Origin of the sequence: Thioalkalivibrio sulfidiphilus (assembly GCF_000377945.1) — a bacterium.
GTDB classification, from domain to species: domain Bacteria; phylum Pseudomonadota; class Gammaproteobacteria; order Ectothiorhodospirales; family Ectothiorhodospiraceae; genus Thioalkalivibrio_A; species Thioalkalivibrio_A sulfidiphilus_A.
In genome coordinates, this window is record NZ_KB898924.1 from 105,056 (window position 1) to 122,117 (window position 17,062).

General features: G+C 64.9%; 20 protein-coding genes. 14 read left to right on the forward strand and 6 right to left on the reverse strand.

Features of this window, described 5'->3' with window-relative positions; genetic code table 11:
• Positions 1-43: 43 nt before the first annotated feature.
• Positions 44-511, reverse strand: coding sequence for a pyridoxamine 5'-phosphate oxidase family protein (locus D580_RS0102605; protein WP_018952882.1), 468 nt, complete (start codon positions 509-511; stop codon positions 44-46).
• 233 nt (positions 512-744) lie between these two features.
• Here D580_RS0102605 and D580_RS0102610 point away from each other — a divergent pair, with 233 nt between their 5' ends.
• The 8 genes from D580_RS0102610 to D580_RS0102645 all read left to right on the forward strand — a co-directional run bounded on the left by D580_RS0102610 (position 745) and on the right by D580_RS0102645 (position 6,841).
• Positions 745-1,422, forward strand: a complete 678-nt coding sequence (locus tag D580_RS0102610; RefSeq protein WP_018952883.1) for a cupin domain-containing protein — start codon at positions 745-747, stop codon at positions 1,420-1,422.
• Between the two features lie 74 nt (positions 1,423-1,496).
• Positions 1,497-2,039 carry a flavin reductase family protein gene (locus D580_RS0102615; protein ID WP_026289638.1) on the forward strand — a complete coding sequence of 181 codons (543 nt, stop codon included), beginning with the start codon at positions 1,497-1,499 and terminating at the stop codon, positions 2,037-2,039.
• A gap of 330 nt (positions 2,040-2,369) precedes the next feature.
• Entirely contained in the window at positions 2,370-3,329 is a 960-nt protein-coding gene (locus tag D580_RS0102620) for a homocysteine S-methyltransferase family protein (protein ID WP_018952885.1), read from the forward strand.
• 154 nt (positions 3,330-3,483) lie between these two features.
• On the forward strand, positions 3,484-3,918 hold the full coding sequence (locus D580_RS0102630; protein ID WP_018952886.1) for a nuclear transport factor 2 family protein: 435 nt from the start codon (positions 3,484-3,486) through the stop codon (positions 3,916-3,918).
• Between the two features lie 84 nt (positions 3,919-4,002).
• Complete coding sequence (locus D580_RS0102635) at positions 4,003-4,791, forward strand: CPBP family intramembrane glutamic endopeptidase (RefSeq protein ID WP_018952887.1); 789 nt, start codon at positions 4,003-4,005, stop codon at positions 4,789-4,791.
• Positions 4,788-5,096: a hypothetical protein gene (locus D580_RS16520; RefSeq protein ID WP_155999679.1), complete on the forward strand. Its 309-nt coding sequence runs from the start codon at positions 4,788-4,790 to the stop codon at positions 5,094-5,096. Before D580_RS0102635 ends, D580_RS16520 begins: the two co-directional genes overlap by 4 nt.
• Entirely contained in the window at positions 5,044-5,970 is a 927-nt protein-coding gene (locus D580_RS15085; protein WP_018952888.1) for a serine hydrolase domain-containing protein, read from the forward strand. The genes D580_RS16520 and D580_RS15085 overlap by 53 nt, the downstream gene beginning before the upstream one ends.
• Positions 5,971-5,983: 13 nt before the next feature.
• The gene (locus D580_RS0102645; RefSeq protein WP_018952889.1) at positions 5,984-6,841 is read left to right on the forward strand and encodes a DUF6544 family protein; all 858 of its coding nucleotides are present in this window, start codon (positions 5,984-5,986) and stop codon (positions 6,839-6,841) included.
• A gap of 129 nt (positions 6,842-6,970) precedes the next feature.
• Here D580_RS0102645 and D580_RS0102650 read toward each other — a convergent pair whose 3' ends face one another.
• The 5 genes from D580_RS0102650 to D580_RS0102665 all read right to left on the reverse strand — a co-directional run bounded on the left by D580_RS0102650 (position 6,971) and on the right by D580_RS0102665 (position 10,914).
• Positions 6,971-7,189 (reverse strand): addiction module protein, encoded by a 219-nt coding sequence (locus D580_RS0102650; RefSeq protein WP_026289640.1) that lies wholly within the window; start codon positions 7,187-7,189, stop codon positions 6,971-6,973.
• 254 nt (positions 7,190-7,443) lie between these two features.
• The gene (locus D580_RS0102655) at positions 7,444-8,799 is read right to left on the reverse strand and encodes a saccharopine dehydrogenase NADP-binding domain-containing protein (RefSeq protein WP_018952891.1); all 1,356 of its coding nucleotides are present in this window, start codon (positions 8,797-8,799) and stop codon (positions 7,444-7,446) included.
• A 121-nt stretch (positions 8,800-8,920) separates the two neighbouring features.
• On the reverse strand, positions 8,921-8,980 hold the full coding sequence (locus D580_RS17035; RefSeq protein ID WP_081617225.1) for a hypothetical protein: 60 nt from the start codon (positions 8,978-8,980) through the stop codon (positions 8,921-8,923).
• Positions 8,981-8,987: 7 nt separating this feature from the next.
• A complete protein-coding gene (locus D580_RS0102660) occupies positions 8,988-9,749 on the reverse strand; it encodes an ABC transporter permease (RefSeq protein ID WP_018952892.1) in 762 nt (253 codons plus the stop codon).
• Positions 9,750-9,957: 208 nt separating this feature from the next.
• A complete protein-coding gene (locus D580_RS0102665) occupies positions 9,958-10,914 on the reverse strand; it encodes an ATP-binding cassette domain-containing protein (RefSeq protein ID WP_018952893.1) in 957 nt (318 codons plus the stop codon).
• A gap of 246 nt (positions 10,915-11,160) precedes the next feature.
• Between D580_RS0102665 and minC the strand changes: the two genes are divergently transcribed.
• The 6 genes from minC (at position 11,161) to recQ (ending at position 16,878) form a co-directional block, all read left to right on the forward strand.
• Entirely contained in the window at positions 11,161-11,877 is a 717-nt protein-coding gene (gene minC, locus D580_RS0102670) for a septum site-determining protein MinC (protein ID WP_026289642.1), read from the forward strand.
• A gap of 91 nt (positions 11,878-11,968) precedes the next feature.
• Positions 11,969-12,778 (forward strand): septum site-determining protein MinD, encoded by an 810-nt coding sequence (gene minD, locus D580_RS0102675; protein ID WP_026289643.1) that lies wholly within the window; start codon positions 11,969-11,971, stop codon positions 12,776-12,778.
• Positions 12,779-12,781: 3 nt separating this feature from the next.
• Positions 12,782-13,039, forward strand: coding sequence for a cell division topological specificity factor MinE (minE, locus tag D580_RS0102680; RefSeq protein ID WP_018952896.1), 258 nt, complete (start codon positions 12,782-12,784; stop codon positions 13,037-13,039).
• A gap of 19 nt (positions 13,040-13,058) precedes the next feature.
• A complete protein-coding gene (locus D580_RS0102685) occupies positions 13,059-13,931 on the forward strand; it encodes an NAD(P)-dependent oxidoreductase (RefSeq protein ID WP_018952897.1) in 873 nt (290 codons plus the stop codon).
• A gap of 197 nt (positions 13,932-14,128) precedes the next feature.
• Entirely contained in the window at positions 14,129-14,710 is a 582-nt protein-coding gene (locus D580_RS0102690; protein WP_018952898.1) for an exonuclease domain-containing protein, read from the forward strand.
• 32 nt (positions 14,711-14,742) lie between these two features.
• On the forward strand, positions 14,743-16,878 hold the full coding sequence (recQ, locus tag D580_RS0102695; RefSeq protein WP_155999681.1) for a DNA helicase RecQ: 2,136 nt from the start codon (positions 14,743-14,745) through the stop codon (positions 16,876-16,878).
• The last annotated feature ends 184 nt before the right edge of the window (positions 16,879-17,062 follow it).

Sequence of the window (17,062 nt, forward strand, 5' to 3'; positions counted from 1 at the left end):
CTTTTCACACCCAAATGATGCGTCCAAGCCATCACCACACGCCTCACCCATCCCCCACCTCCACCAGATCCGTATGCCCGAACCCCTTCGAGTAATCCAGCACCGAGATCACCGTCGGCGTGACACGGAATATCCGGACGTCCTCCGGGGTGGGCATTTCAATATCCAGTTTTGACGTGTCCTGTTCGGGATACGCCTGGGCGAGCAGGTCCAGGACCTTCTGGGCTTCGTCCCGATCACCCACCGGTTCCGCATGGGCCGCCATGGAAAGTCCACTGATGGCCATCAGGTCGGCGGTGTCGTGGTCGATGGTCAGGGACACCCGGTTGTCATGGGCCAGGTTCCGGGCCTTCTGGCTGTCCAGGCCGCACAGGAAGTAAAGCGTCAGGCCATCGTGCACGTAGCCGACGGTGGTCACTTGGGGCCAGCCATCCGGGCGCAGGGTGGCGACGCTCATGATCCGGTGTTCGTCCAGCAGGTTCAGGATCTTGTTTCTGAGTGCTTCGTCCATCGGGCACCTCCCGGGATGCGAGGATTTCAAAGCGGAGGGGTTGTTCAGTGGCCACACCACGAATTGGGGGTCGCGGGGATGAGGCCGAGGCTTGAGACTGGAATATAGACATTTTTTCCATGGACGGGATTGGTGATCAGGGTTGTCAGCGTGGTCACTCGCGCCTATGAACGAGATATGGTTTGATCGTGGGCAAGCATCTTTCTTCCCGACACAGCAGGTTGTTGGCGGACATGCAGAAGACTATCGATGACCTGGCGGACGTGAACGCTGATCCGCACGAGGCCGTACGGGTCGACACCGGGGTGATGGCCTGGGAGCCGAGCCCCAGCGGCACGGTATGGCGCAAGCCGCTCTACCGGTTTGGCGGCGAGTTTGGACCGGTGACCAGCCTGGTGCGTTACGCGCCGGGTGGGGCATTCCGTCCCCACAGTCATCCCGAGGGCGAGGAGATCCTGGTGCTGGACGGGGTGTTCGCCGACGAGCACGGCGAGTACCCGGCCGGCACCTGGTTCCTGAGTCCGGACGGCAGTAGCCATGCACCGCGCTCGGAGCCTGGCTGCGACCTGTTCGTGCGGCTTCGTCAGTACCCCGGCCGCGAACGGGCCGCGCGCTGTCTCGACACGGACCGGATGGACTGGGCGGAGACCGGTGTGCCGGGGGTCCAGGAGAAGGTGCTCTACCGGGAGTCGGGCTATCCTGAAGATGTGTGTTTGATGCAGCTGGCCAACGGTGCCTCGCTGCCGGTGCCGGGCCACGGCATCATCGAAATCCTGGTGCTTGAGGGTGAGTTGCGCGGTCCAGGTGGCGTTGTCGCCGCAGGTACCTGGATGCGCGCACCAGCCGCAGGTGCAGGTTCCTGGCAGGCGGCGGGAGACTGCCGGCTGTACCGGCGTATCACCCAATCATAGGGTCGGCGACGATTGATTCTCTTTTGTCACCGACCCCATTTTCAGATGCCTGGCTGACCCAGGCAGGGGCCCCCATGCGATCGTTGAAACTGAGCAAGGCCTTCACCCTCATCGAGCCCGGCCCCGTTGTCCTGGTCACCACCCATGACGGGAAGCAGAACAACATCATGACCATCTCCTGGACCATGGTGATGGACTTCACGCCCAAGTTCGCTATCACCACGGGGGCCTGGAACTATTCCTTCCGCGCGCTCAAGAAGACCCGGGAGTGCGTGATCGCGATCCCCACCGTGGACATGCTGGATAAGGTGCTCGGCATCGGCATCTGCTCCGGCGCGGATACGGACAAGTTCACCCGGTTCGGGTTGACGGCGGTGCCGGGGAAGTTGGTCAAGGCCCCCTTGATCAAGGAGTGCCTGGCCAACATCGAGTGCAGGGTGATCGACATCGTCAGAAAGCACGACATCGTGGTGCTGGAGGCTGTGGCGGCATACGTGGACACGACGCGCAAGGAAATGCGCACCGTGCATGCCGTGGGTGATGGGACATTCATCGTGGATGGCAGGACGCTGGACCGCAGAAAGCTGATGTCATCCAAGCTGCCAGCCGGTGTTTAGCGGCAAATCAAAGGCATGGTCTCTCGCGGAGGCGTTGAGGCGCGGAGGAAATCAAAAGCACTGTTTCTCGCAAAGACGCGAAGACGCGAAGACGCAAAGAAAGGCATTGAAGGGGTAAAAACTCAAAAAGCTTTTCCTTCGCGGCTTTGCGCCTTTGCGAGAGACCCTGTTGTTGACTTCCCCAGTGCCTCCCCAGAGTTCATGAATGGGGGTGGTGATTAACGAGCATTGTATTTCCCCGGCCCCTTGGGTTTTTGACGGTTTCGGGATCGGCTGCTACGAAAGGGGGTGACCAACGACGCTCCGGTCTATGCCGGAAGGAGGTGGCCCATGAACACCGATACGGGGTTTCCCAGCGAACCCGGTTCCGAGACCTTCCTGACCGAAGGCGGGATCGAGACCGAACTCATGTATAAGTGGGGCTTCGAGTTGCCCCATTTCGCGGCCTTCCCCTTGCTTGAAGATCCCAAGGCGCTGGATGTGATGCGCGACATCTACCGTCGTTGCCTGGACGTGGCGGCGGCACAGGGCCTGTCTGCCATGCTCACGGGTCTCGATTACCGGGCCAGTCCCGATTGGGGGGCGCTGCTCGGGTATTCGCCTCAGGGGCTGGCCGACGCCAATCACCAGGCCATCGAGTTCCTGCGCGATGTGGCGGCGGAATACGAGGGGGACATCGAAACCACCCTGGTGGGCGGTATCGTCGGGCCGCGGGGTGACGCCTATCAGCTGAACCGGGATATCACGGCTGCCGAGGCCGAGGATTATCACTCGGTCCAGTTGTCCACGCTGCGCCAGGCCGGTGTGGATTTTGCTTGTGCCATGACCTTCAACAACATCGAGGAGGCTGTGGGTGTGGCACGTGCTGCCGCCGGTGCCGGTGTCCCCCTGGTCATGTCCCTGACGGTGGACGGCACGTCACGCCTCAAATCCGGTCCATCGCTGGCTGAGGCCGTGGCGGCCATCGACGAGCAGACCGATGCCGCGCCGGTCTGCTACCTGTTGAATTGCTCCCATCCCGTGGAGTTCGAGCCGGGCCTCGAAACGGGCGACTGGATCCAGCGCATGAGGGGGTTCCGGCCCAATGCCTCGAAGATGGAGAAGATCGCCTTGTGTCAGCTTGGCCACCTGGAGGAGGGCGACCCGGAAGAGCTCGGCCGCCTCATGGGCGGCCTAGCGCAGCGCTATCCGCACATGGACATCTGGGGCGGCTGCTGCGGCACCGGGCATGTGCACCTGGAGGAGATCGCTCGCAACGTGCGCCAGGCGCGTGAAGCGACCCAGGCTTGAATGCAGGTTGGCCCATGACCGGCAGGGACCCCGTATGTCCGGCAAGGACGGGTGTTTCCACACCGACATCGATTCCATCAGCCAGTGACCGGAGCGGCAGGCTTGATGGGGCTGTAACCTTAGCGCTCACCCAGGGCCTGACGGAGCCGGAGTGATGATGTCCGATCTGCGCGTTGATGACCTGTCGCCTGAACAGCAGGATCTTTGGAAGCGGGTCAATGATCTGTGGGCCCTGTCCGTGGAACGCAACGCCGAGAAGATCCGGAGCACCTTGCATCCCAGGTACATGGGCTGGGATATGAACAGCCCGGTGCCCCACGACCGGGACACCGCAGTCCAGTCCGTACTGGGTGACTCACCAGTGGTGGAGGACTACCAGCTCAGGCCGCTCAGCATCGAGGTCTACGACCACGTTGCAGGCATCGTTCACTACACCTACTCGGCCACCGTCGCGCCAAAGGGCGCGACGTCATTTCGTGTCACCGGAAAGTGGACCGAAATCTATCTCAAGCAAGGGGATCAGTGGGTGATGATCGGGGTCAGCGGCAGACCGGATCATTCGTCGGACGCTTCTGATGCTTCAGCCTAGATGTGTGAACGAATACGCTTAGATCTAGTGTCTCCGGCTCCATTGTCTCTGACTTCATTGGAGTGGCCTTGAGGTGATCCTGCCATGCGTCCTCGTGATCTGATCCCGTTTCTTGCCATCACCTTCCTGATCTCCTGGGGGATACTCGCGCTCTATGTCTTCGCGCCGGGACCGATGGCCGGAATGTTCGGTGATCTGAGCGGCGAACACCCCCTGTTCTATCTCGCGGTATACGCGCCGGCCATTGCCGCGATGGCAGTGGTTCTGTATCGATATGGGTTCGCGGGCCTGCGGGGGTTTCTCGCGCGGCTGTTGCTGTGGCGTGCGTCGGTTTACTGGTACATCCTGCTGCTCGTTGGCGTGCCGTTGGTATTCTACGTCTCGGCGTTTTTCAAGGAAGGCACGTATGACACGCTGTTTCCGTTTGCGTCTGTGCAGGCCTATCTGCTTGCGCTGCTGCTCATGGCCATCAAGGGGCCGGTCGAGGAAATCGGCTGGAGAGGGCTGGCGCTGCCGCTTCTGCAGCGCAGCATGGCGCCGATCTGGGCCGCCGTGGTGCTTGGCGCCATCTGGGGCCTCTGGCATCTCCCGGCCTTTGTGCTCAGCGGCACACCCCAAAGCGCCTGGGCGTTCACCCCGTTTTTCGTGGGCACCATTGCCATCAGTGTCATCATCACGCCGCTGTTCAACAGCACCCGCGGAAGCATCCTGCTCCCCGCGCTGCTTCACCTGCAGTTGATCAACCCGCTGTGGCCGGACGCGCAACCCTACGACATCTGGCTGTTCGCGGCGCTTGCCGTGGTGGTGGTATGGCTCAATCGGGATTCCATGTTTACCCGCCGGGGCGCGGTCACACAGGTGCTCCCGAAATGAAAGTGATGCTCTGGATGGTCTGCGTCGCCGCAGTTGCGGGCTGCGGCACGATTCCGTCTGACGACCATGCGGGACGATTCCAGGGCGAACTCGACCGGGTGCGGGCTGAGTTCGGCTTTCCGGGCATGACGGCCGCATACGTCTTGAACGACGGCTCAAGCGGCACGGTGGCATCCGGCATGGCCGACCTCGAGGCCGGTGAACCGATGACGGTGCACTCCCGCATGCGCGGCGAGCATCGGCAAGAGTTTCGTGGCCGCCCTGTGCGTGCAGCTTGCCCTGGAAGGACAGCTGGCCCTGGATGATCCGGTGTCCCGCTGGCTGAGTGCCAATGACTGGTTCGACCGGCTGCCGAACCACGCGTCCATCACCGTGCGCCATCTGCTCACCCACAGCGCAGGGCTTCCGGATCATGTGTACACGGAGGCATTCGCAGCGGCGTTCGTGAGCGCCCTGCACGAGTCCGACAACCCGTTGCCTCCGGATCGTCTTGTGGCCTTTGTGCTTGACGAGCCTGCGCTGTTCCCGCCGGGACAAGGATGGGCATATTCGGATACGGGCTACATCATCGCCGGACTGGTCGTGGAAGCGGTCACCGGGAAGCCCTTGTTCGACGAGATTCGTGAGCGGTTCCTGCTTCCACTGGCGATGTCCGATACATCGCCTGCCGATCGTCGCGAGTTGGGCGGACTGGCTGTCGGATACATCCACCAGGACGGTGCCCTCGGCTTGCCTGCCAGGACGCTGGACGAACGTGGCCGCTTGCTGTGGCACCCCGCATTGGAATGGGCCGGTGGCGGACTGGTCAGCACCTCCCTGGATCTGGCCCGCTGGGGAGAGGCCCTGTTCACCGGACGGGCCATGGCCGGCGACTACCTTCCTGAGTTACTCAGGTCGGTTCCGATCAACAAGGCGAGGGGCGACAGCCAATACGGTGCCGGTGTCGCGGTGTCCTCAAGCCCTCGGTTCGGACCCGTGTATGGTCACGCCGGCTGGATACCGGGTTATGTGTCCAGTCTGCGTCATTATCCGGAGTACGGCCTGACGATTGCGTTCCAGATCAATACGGATAGGGACATTGTCGACAGTGATGAGGACGTGCTGGGGGTTATCGAGGAACGGCTGGCGGGTCTCCTGGTCGAGGGCAAGACATCCGAGCAACGCGGCGGAATGAGATGAGATGAGACGAAGATTGCTGACGGCCCTGATCGCAGTCCTGGTGCTTATTGCTGCGCTCCTCCTGGCCATGCAGGCCTGGCGGCTGGCGGATCTGCGGGCCTCCGACGCGGCCTGGACGCAGTTGCAGGCCGAGGCGCCTGGGCCCGTCGAGCTGTTCGACCCTGCCATGGTCGAGGGGCTGCCCGAGGCTGCAAGGCGCTACTTTCTGTACACCATCGCTCCCGGGACGCCGCTGCATCCCGTGAGCGAGATCCGGATGGTCGGTGAGATCGGACTCGGCGACCGGGAGGCTCCGGCCTATCAGCCGATGCGGGCTCGCCAGATCCTCGCGCCGCCCCATGGCTTCGTCTGGCGGCTTGAGTCGGCGGGCTCAGGGGCGCTACGCATGAGCGGTTCGGATGCCATGGTCGGCGAGCGGTCGTGGACCCGCTTCTGGCTGCTCGGGACACTGCCGGTGGTGCGGGCGGGGGCCGATGCGAACCACCTGCGCGCCTCATTCGGCCGGGTGGTGGCGGAGGCGGTGTTCTGGGCACCGGCAACACTGCTACCCCGGGACGGTGTGCAGTGGGAGGAGGGCGACGCGCCGGGCCGGGCACGGGCGCTGTTGACCCACGGGTCCCTGACCCAGTCGCTCGAGATCGAGGTGGCAGAGGATGGGCAGCCGCTGTGGGTGATGATTCCGCGCTGGAGCAACGCGAATCCGGAGGGGAAATGGCGGGTACAACCGTTTGGAGGCACGCTCGACGGTTTCAAGGACTTCGGCGGCTTCGCCCTGCCAACTCGGGTCGAGGGTGGCAATCACTTCGGCACCGGGGACTACTTTCCGTTCTTCCGTGCCAGGGTGGAGGATGTCCGGTTTCCTGCGCAGTGACACGATGTCGGCTGTCTGATCCGACATCGGACTAATCGACGCCCTCGCTACGAATGCGCTGACGTTCGTACCATTCGAACGCTTCCTTGAGGTCCCTTTCCGCTTCCTTGCGAATTCGTAACATGCGGATCAGCGACTCAGGATGCGTTCCTTGACGTCATGCCAGGGAGACCCGAGATCCGGGGCTGCGTGGTAGGCCTCAAGCCTCGCATCGAGCTCCTGTTTGTGCCATTCGGGTACCTGGACCGATTCTGGCAACTCAAGGATCGAGTCCCAGATGTCCTCGACCAGTTGGATACGCTGCTCGACGGGCATTTCAGCAATATCCGAGGCAGTCAGTTTTTTCATGGGCATTTAAGAGATGAAGTGGCTCTGCACAGTAGATTGCGGACAGAAGTCAGTGTCAAGGAGTTGGGAGGTTTGGGACACCCATGGTTTGCAGGGGGAAAGGCAAACAGCAGGGTCTCTCGCGAAGGCGCAAAGACGCCAAGGAAGACATCAAGCGATTAACAATCTGATTCCTTTGCGACTTCGCGACTTCGCGAGAGACCCAGTTTTTTGACTTCACCCGCGCCTCAGCGCCTCTGCGAGAGAACCCCGTCTCAGGTCTCGGTCGCATCACGCACGCTGTCGAACAGATCGATGTCCCAGGCCACCAGGTCGCGGCGGATGGCGTCGGCCCGGGCGCGGGGCAGGATGCGGGCCAGGTCCACGCCGCCCAGTACGCCGGTCAGGCGTGAGCCGCTCCCGGAGCGCGCGTAGTCGAGCGCATGCCAGGCCAGGATGGCGGCGCCGACTGCGGTGGGGAAGGAGATGTAGGTGGCGCCTGCATAGGGCGTACCGATCAGACCCGGATAGCGCAGGTAACTGAGCCCGACGGTCTCGACCACGGTCTGGCGCTCGTTGCGCACGGTCTCCGAGATGCGGATCTCGGCGGCGGCGGCGAAATGGGCCCGCCGGATCACGCCGTCGCGCAGGAAGGCCTCGATGCGGCGGGGCTTGTTCATGCCGGGCAGGATGGAGCGCACCAGCGCCTCCACGGTGAGGTCGGGCCGATCCGGCAGGGTGCGCTTGGAGAGCAGGTTGAGCTGGAACAGCGCCTTGAGCAGTTCGACCTCGGAGCCACCCGTGTAGACGCCGATGGATTCCACCTCGGGAAAGGCGCGGTGCAGCGCGAGCAGCTCTTCCTGGTACAGGGGGTACTGACGCGTGGGTTCGGCCTCGTGGGGGAAGTGGTACTCCCGCGCGCCGGAGAACGGGTCCAGCACCTGCAGCAGGCCGTTGCGGATGACCCGGGGCCGCTGGGCCATTTCTTCCAGGGCCACAATGGGCGACCAGGAGAACACGATGGAGTCGGAATCGATGTCCTCGAGCAGGAATAGATCAATACTCTCCACCTCCAGGTCCTTGCGGTCGGCGGTGAGCAGGTCGTGCATCCGCCGGCCGATCAGGAAGTCGGTGGCGCCGGGGGCGATGCCCAGGTTGATCAGGGCGGCGATGCCGCGCTTGCGCAGTTCGGCTTCGTAGCGGTACTGGGGGAAGGTCAGGCTGCGCTCGGTCTCGGTGTCGTACATGTCCGAGGCGAGGCTCACGGTGTGGGCACCGATGCGCAGGGCCAGTTCGATCATCGGCAGGTCGAATTCCGGCAGGGCCGCGTTGATCAGCACCGTGGCCCCTTCCAGGCTCTTGACGTGTTCGGGTGCCAGGGCGAACACCGGGGCGAACTCCGGCAGCTGGATGAACTCGATGCGCTCGAACAGGCGCTCGGCGTGGAACAGGGCATCCCTGGCCGCCTCGGGGTCGCGGGTGTAGACCACGAAGTGGATCGGCACCGCGTCCCGTTCCGCCAGTTCACTCAGGCAGATGAGCATGGCGGAGCCGACGGCGCCGAGGCCGAAGAACACGACCTTGAACGAGGTCGGTTGCGGGGTGTTGCCGGGGGAGCTTTGCTGGGGCATGGGTGTCGAGCCTGTCCGAATGATCGGCCGCGGTGGGGAAACTGGCCCGGACTTCCCTGCGCCGATTGCAGGCTCAGATTAATCCTGCAGGCCTGCGCGGCTCAATAGGGCGTCACAGTCTTCAGTAGTGATAACGAAGTTGTGCGATAAACACACTGTCATCGTCAGTCCGGTAAACGATGCGATGCTCAGCGAATCAGCCGCCTGCGGATCAGGCGCGTCGCAATCATCAGGCCCGCCACCCCGTAGGCCGCGATCACCGCGAGATGCAGCAGCACCTGCGTCGGCATGGTACCGGTCAGCAGCGGACGCACCAGTTCCACGGTGTGGGCCAGGGGCAGCAGGTAGGCGAGCATCTGCACCGGGGCCGGGAACTGCTCCAGGGGGAAGAACACGCCGGAGAGCAGCAGCGTTGGCGTGATCACCAGGGTGAAGTAGTAGAGGAAGAAGTCGTAGCTCTTGGAGAAGGCGGTGACCACCATGGCGCAGGCGCCGAAGGTGAAGCCGGTGAGCAGCAGCACCGGCAGGGCCAGCAGGGCCCAGGCGTTGGCCACCAGGCCCAGCACCGCGGCCACCACCAGGATCGCCGCCGCGCTCATCAGTCCCTTGGTGGCCGCCCAGGCCACTTCGCCCAGCACGATGTCGTCCACGGTGAGCGGCGCGCCCAGCATGGCGCTCCAGGTGTGCTGCACGTCCATGCGGGTGTAGGCGGAGTACATGCCCTCGAAGCTGGCCGTGAACATGGCGCTGGAGCAGATGATGCCGGAGGCCAGGAAGACCATGTAGGGCATCTCGCCCAGATCCCCCACCAGCATGCCGAAGCCGTAGCCGAAGGCCAGCAGGTAGAGCACCGGCTCGCCGAAGTTGCCCATGATCGAGGGGATGAGGATCTTGCGCCAGACCTTGAGGTTGCGGCGCCAGACGTGGAGGAAGCGGAGGTTGGGGGACATGGGGTGGCGTTGTTCAGAGCGGCAGGATGTTGAGTTTCGGTTGCTTCGGAAACAGCGTGGATTGAAGTGCGAAGTGAGAATTGGGAAGTGCGAGGAAACCACAGGCGTACCGGCTTAGGCGGTATAGGGTTTGTTGCTCTTTGTCCCACTTCTCAATTCTCACTTCGCACTTCAATTCGTACTTCCCAATTCACACTTCACACTTCAATCAGTCCCGCAGGTCATGCCCGGTGAGTTTCAAAAACACGTCCTCCAGGTTCGCCGGGCGGTGCAGGTAGCGCAGGCCGTCGGCGTCCAGGCGTTGCAGCAGCGGGCGCGGGTCGTGGGTGTAGATCAGGGCGATGTCTCCGACCCGGTGCAGGCGCTCGCCCTCGGGGAGTGCGCCCTGTTTGTCCAGCCACACGGTGGCGGCATGGCCGGAGAGTTCCACCACGTGGGGCTCGATGTGGGCCTGGATCAGTGCCCGGGGGCTGTCGCAGGCGATCACCCGGCCCTGGTCGATGATGGCCAGGCGGTCGCAGAGTCGTTCGGCCTCTTCCATGTAATGGGTGGTGATGATCAGGGTGGTGTCCCGGGACAGCAGGGTGCGCAGGCGGTGCCAGATGTGGTGGCGCGCCTGGGGGTCGAGGCCCGTGGTGGGCTCGTCCAGGACCACCAGGGCCGGCTGGTTGATGAGCGCACGGGCCAGGGTCAGGCGTCGCTTCATGCCGCCGGACAGGGACTGGATGTTGACGTCTTCCCGGCCCTTGAGGCTGGCGAATTCCAGCAGCTCCTCCACCCGCCGCGCGAGGGTCTCGCCCTTCAGGCCGAAGTAGCTGGCGTAGGTGATGAGGTTCTCCCGCACGGTGAAGTCCGGGTCCAGGGTGTCGAACTGGGGTACCACGCCGATGCGGGTGCGGGCCTCCCGGGCGCGCTCGGGAATGGGTTCGCCCAGCACCGTGAGCTCGCCGGCGTCCGGCGGGGTCAGGCCCAGGAGCATGCGCAGGGTGGTGGTCTTGCCGGCGCCGTTGGGGCCCAGCAGGCCGAAGCATTCGCCGGTGCGCACCGTGAGACCCACGCCGTCCACCACGGTGCGCCCGTCATAGCGCTTGGTCAGGCCGTGGGCCTGGACCAGGGGATGATTGGGGCTGCGGGCTGGGGTATCGCTCGGCTGGGCGGCCGCCATGAGTCAGGGTTCCGATCGCTTGCGTGTCCCCGGATGGTACGCGTCTGCCCCGGGGCTGTCAGCGTCTGTCGGGTCATTTTGCGCCCGCCGGCGCAGGGATTCTGTGGTGTCAATCCTGCTTATCCGGGGCTCGGCTGATACCATAGGATGCTTCAACCCATGCCTCTGAACCGCCAGGACGCACGTGCCCTCGATGATCCCCAGCCCCGCCACCAGCTCCGTACCCACCCCCTGGAATTCCGCCCCATGAGCGCTCCCGCCGCCGCTGCCCGACCGGCCGCCCTGCAGTTCAAGGGGCGCATGATCACGGTGACCGTGCTGCGCCTGCTGGATGCCTCCCCGGAGGTGCTGTCCCGGGAACTGGACGCCTGCCTGTCCGATGGCAGCGGTCTGCTCGCCGGGCTGCCCACCGTGCTGGACCTGGAAGCGCTGGGGGAGGCCGCCGGGGGGCTGGATCTGGCGGCCCTGGCCACCCTGCTGCGGGAGCGGGGGGTGACCCTGATCGGCCTGCGCGACAGCGGCGAGGCGATCCGCGCCCGGGCCAGTGCGGCCGGACTGGCGGTGCTCAACGTGGATGGGGGCCGGGCCGCACCCCGGCGTGAAGCGGAGGCTGCAGCCCCCATGGCGGCCGAGCCGGTGCGCAGCCTGCTGGTGACCCAGCCGGTGCGTTCCGGTCAGCAGGTCTATGCCCGGGGCGGGGACCTGATCCTCACCGCGCCGGTGAGCGCCGGGGCCGAGGTGATGGCGGACGGCAATATCCACGTCTACGCGCCCCTGCGGGGCCGGGCCATGGCCGGGGTCCTGGGGGACACCGGCGCACGCATCTTCTGCCAGCGTCTGGACTGCGAGCTGGTGGCGGTGGCCGGGCATTACCGCCTGAGCGAACAGATCAGCGATGCGGAGCGCGAGGGGCCGGTGCAGATCCGCCTGGAGGGCGAGAGCCTGTTGATCGAGCCCATGTAGCGGGTGGGCCCGCAGGCCTCATGTTCAATTCTTTTTGTTTGTGAGAAATGTTTCTCAACTAATTGATTTTAAAAACTTACGGAGATAGTCAGTGGCGAAGATTGTCGTTGTGACCTCGGGCAAGGGCGGGGTGGGCAAGACCACCACCAGCGCCGCCATTTCCACCGGACTGGCCCAGGCCGGGCACCGCACCGCGGTGGTGGATTTCGACGTGGGCCTGCGTAACCTGGACCTGATCATGGGCGTGGAGCGCCGGGTGGTGTACGACTTCGTCAACGTCATCAACGGCGACGCCAACCTGAAGCAGGCGCTGATCAAGGACAAGCGGGTGGAGGGGCTCTACGTCCTGCCCGCCTCCCAGACCCGGGACAAGGACGCCCTGACCACCGAGGGTGTGGAAAAGGTCCTGAACGAGCTGGCCGAGGAGTTCGACTACATCGTCTGCGACAGCCCCGCCGGCATCGAGCGCGGCGCGCTGATGGCCGCCTACTTCGCCGATGAGGCCATCGTGGTCACCAACCCGGAGGTCTCCAGCGTGCGTGACTCGGACCGCATCCTGGGCATCCTGGCCAGCAAGACCCGCCATGCTGAGCAGGGCAAGGGCTCGATCCCCGGGCGGCTGCTGCTGACCCGTTATTCCCCGGAGCGGGTGGTCAAGGGCGAGATGCTGAGCGTGGAGGACGTGCAGGAGATCCTGGCCGTGGACCTGCTGGGGGTGATCCCCGAGTCCCAGGCGGTGCTCAACGCCTCCAACGCCGGCACCCCGGTGATCATGGACGAGAATTCCGATGCCGGTCAGGCCTACCAGGATGCGGTGGCCCGGTTCCTGGGCGAGGATAGGGAGCACCGCTTCCTCACCGTGCAGAAAAAGGGCCTGTTCGGCCGCCTGTTCGGGAGTTAAGCGATGAATTTCTTCAACTACTTCCGATCCCAGAAGAAGAAGTCCGCCCAGGTGGCCAAGGAACGGCTGCAGGTGATCGTGGCCCGGGAGCGGGTGCACCGGGACGGCCCGGACTACCTGCCCCGACTCCAGGAGGAGATCCTCAACGTGATCCGCAAGTACGTGCAGGTGGACGAGGACGCGGTGAGCATCCAGCTGGAGCGCGACGGCGACTGCGAGGTGCTGGAACTCAATGTCACACTGCCGGAGCATCGGGCCTGATCGAGACCAGGAGACGCGCATGAAGGTCGGCTACATCGGACTGGGCATCATGGGCCGCCCCATGGCGGCGAACCTGCTGAAGGCCGGCTACCCGGTGTGCGTCTGGGCGCGCCGGCCGGAGAGCCTGGAGCCGCTCAAGGCCGCCGGTGCCGCGGTGGCCGCCTCGCCCGCCGAGCTGGCGGGGCAGGTGGACGTGGTGTTCACCAACGTCTCCGACACCGCGGACGTGGAGGTGGTCCTGCTGGGCGCGAACGGCGTGATCCACGGCGCCCGCCCGGGACTGATCGTGGTGGACCACAGCACCATCGCCGCCGGCGCGTCCCGGCGCATGGCTGAAAAGCTGGCGGCGCAGGGCATTCAGATGCTCGACGTGCCGGTCTCCGGCGGCGAACAGGGGGCCATCGATGGCACGCTTACCCTGATGGTGGGTGGCGAGGCCGAGGCCCTGGAGAAGGTGCGGCCCCTGCTGGAAGTGGTGGGCGGCACCATCACCCACGTGGGCGGCCCCGGCGCCGGCCAGATCGCCAAGACCTGCAACCAGATGATTGTGGCCCAGAGCCTGCAGGCCATCGGCGAGGCCTTCACCCTGGCTGAGGCCGCCGGCGTCGATCCCGCCCGGGTGCGGGAGGCGCTGCTGGGCGGTTTCGCCTACTCGCGCATCCTGGAGGTCCACGGCCAGCGCATGCTGGACAGGAACTACCGCCCCGGCTTCAAGGCCCGGCTGCACCGCAAGGACATGGGCATCGCCCTGCAGACCGCCGCCGAACTGGGCGTGGCCACCCCCGGCTCTGCCGTGGCCACCCAGTTCATCAACGCCCTGGTGGGCCAGGACATGGGTGAACTGGATTCCTCGGCGCTGGTGGAGATGCTGCGGCGGTTGAATGGTCGCTAGACAGTTAAGGTACTCAACGTAAAAAGCTTTCAACGCAAAGACGCGAAGACGCAGAGATCGCAAAGTTAAATAAATAAGTAAAACAAAAACTTATTAATAGTAAGTGCTATTTTGCTTTAAATATTTTTAGCGCTCTTTGCGCCTCTGCGTCTTTGCGTTGAAGTCTTTTCGAGCTTTTCGGATACCCTGAACCCACCATGCCAGATTCCAAAACCAATCCCGAGATCTACGTCTCCACCGACATCGAGGCCGACGGTCCCATCCCTGGCCCCCATTCCATGCTGAGCCTGGCATCGGTGGCCTATGATCCTGAGGGTAACGAGCTGGGCAGTTTCTCCGTGAATCTGGAGACCCTGGAAGGGGCCGAGGCCCATCCGCGCATGGTGGAGTGGTGGGCGCAGTTTCCCGAGGCTTGGGACGCGTGCCGCAAGGACCTGGTGGCGCCGGAGCCGGCCATGCAGGCCTACGCGGACTGGATCGAGGCCCTGCCCGGGCGGGCGGTGTTCGTGGGCTGGCCGGCGGGGTGGGACTTCATGTGGGTGTACTGGTACCTGATGCGCTTCACCGGCCGGCGCCCGTTCCACGAGAACGCCCTGGACATCCGCACCTACGCCATGGCCCTGCGCCGGCTTGAATACCGCAAGAGCGGCAAGAGCTACCTGCCCAAGCGCTGGTTCTCCGAGCAGCGCCCCCACACCCACGTGGCGTTGGACGATGCCCGGGAGCAGGGGGAGCTGTTCATGCACATGCTCCGGGAAAACCGCCGGGACGAGACATGACCCAAACCCTCAATGGTCACAGGGAGGCGACCATGGATACAGCAAGACAGGTCCTGCGGGACACCTTCGGCTACCCCGACTTCCGCCCCACCCAGGGGGAGATCGTCGAACACCTGGTGGCGGGCAACGAGGCCCTGGTGCTCATGCCCACCGGCGGCGGCAAGTCGCTGTGCTACCAGATCCCCTCCCTGGTGCGGGAAGGCACCGGCATCGTGGTCTCGCCGCTGATCGCCCTGATGCAGGACCAGGTGGACGCACTCCGGCAGGTGGGCGTGCGCGCCGCGTTCCTGAACTCCAGCCTGGACGCCCGCACCGCCCGGGAGGTAGAACAGGCCCTGCTGGCCGGGGAGCTGGATCTGCTCTACGTGGCGCCTGAGCGGCTTATGACCGAGCGCATGATGGACCTGCTCACGCGCAGCCGCCTGGCCCTGTTCGCCATCGACGAGGCCCACTGCGTGTCCCAGTGGGGGCACAACTTCCGCCCCGAGTACCTCAAGCTCTCCGCCCTGCACGAGCGTTTCCCCGAGGTGCCCCGGGTGGCGCTCACCGCCACCGCCGACGCACCCACCCGCCGGGAGATCGCCGAGCGCCTGGGTCTCGTGGATGCGCGCCATTTCATCAGCGGCTTCGACCGGCCCAACATCCGCTACCGGGTGACCCAGAAACATGCCGGCACCCGCAACGAGCTGTTGCGCTTCATCAAGGACCACCACGAGGGCGAGGCGGGCATCGTCTACTGCCTGTCGCGCAAGAAGGTGGACGACACGGCCCAATGGCTGGAGGGCAAGGGCCTCACCGCGCTGCCCTATCACGCCGGTCTGGCCCAGGAGATCCGCCAGGACCACCAGTCCCGCTTCCTGCGCGAGGAGGGGGTGATCGTGGTGGCTACCATCGCCTTCGGCATGGGCATCGACAAGCCCAACGTGCGCTTCGTGGCCCACCTGGACCTGCCCAAGAGCCTGGAGGCCTATTATCAGGAGACCGGCCGCGCCGGCCGCGACGGCCTGCCCGCCGATGCCTGGATGGCCTACGGCCTGCAGGACGTGATCATGCTGCGCCAGATGCTGGAATCCTCCGAGGCGGAGGAGACCCACAAGCGCATCGAGCGGGCGCGGCTCGAGGCCATGCTGGGCTACTGCGAGCTGACCACCTGCCGCCGCCAGCGTCTGCTGGAGTACTTCGGTGAGCGCCTGCCCGAGCCCTGCGGCAACTGCGACACTTGTCTGGAACCGCCGGAGACCTGGGACGCCACCGTGGCGGCCCAGAAGGCGCTCTCCTGCGTGCACCGCACCGGCCAGCGCTTCGGCGTGAATCACGTGCTGGACGTGCTGCTGGGCAAGGGCAGCGAGCGCATCCGGCAACTGGGCCACGACAAGCTCTCCACCTACGGCATCGGCAAGGAGCTGGATGCCCACCAGTGGCGCGCCGTGTTCCGCCAGCTGGTGGCCGCTGGCCTGCTCACCGTGGACGCCGAGGGATTCGGCGCCCTGAAACTTACCGAGGCCTGCCGCCCCGTGCTGCGCGGCGAGCAGGAGGTCTGGCTGCGCAAGGATGCCCGCCCGCCCCGGGGCGGGGGCCGCAAGGAGCGTGTCAGCAAGCGGGCGTCTACGGGCCCCGTGGACGGACCCGGCGAGGCCCTGTTCGACGCCCTGCGCGCCCTGCGCCGCAGTCTTGCCGACGCCCAGGACGTGCCCGCCTACGTGATCTTCAACGATGCGACATTGAGGGAGATGGTAGCGGTCCAGCCCCGCACCCTGGACGAACTGGCGGAGGTCTCCGGCGTCGGCCAGCGCAAGCTCGCCCAGTACGGCGAGGACTTCCTGTCGGTGATCCTGGAGCATGCCGGGGCCGGGGATGACAGCGGTGTCAGCGACACGGTGCTGGAGACCCTGTCCCTGTTCCGCCTGGGCTTCGACGCCGAGGCCATCGCCGCCCGGCGCGGGCTGACGGTGGACACCGTCTACAACCACCTTGCCCGCTCGGTGCAGGCCGGGGAGATCCCCTTGCGTGAGGCGGTGGGGTTGTCTGATGCCGAGCTTCGACAGGTGGAAGAGGCCTTTGACACCCATTTCGATCCGGCGGCGCCGGCGTTGAGGCCGGTGTTTGATGCGCTGGATGGGGTGTATTCGTATGGGGTGTTGCGGTGTGTGCAGGCGGGGAGGGGGTAGGGGGCGGTTGGGTTGATTTAACGTCAAAGGCTTCCGATCCCCGTTGCACGGGGCTCGGGTTACTTTTGTTCGGCGCGTCCATGCGCCTCACCCCTTCGGGGCTTGCGCGCAAAATCGCTCCCGGCGATTTTGTCTTGCTTGTCCAAGAAAAGTAACCAAAAGAAGGACACCCCGATGCCGCACC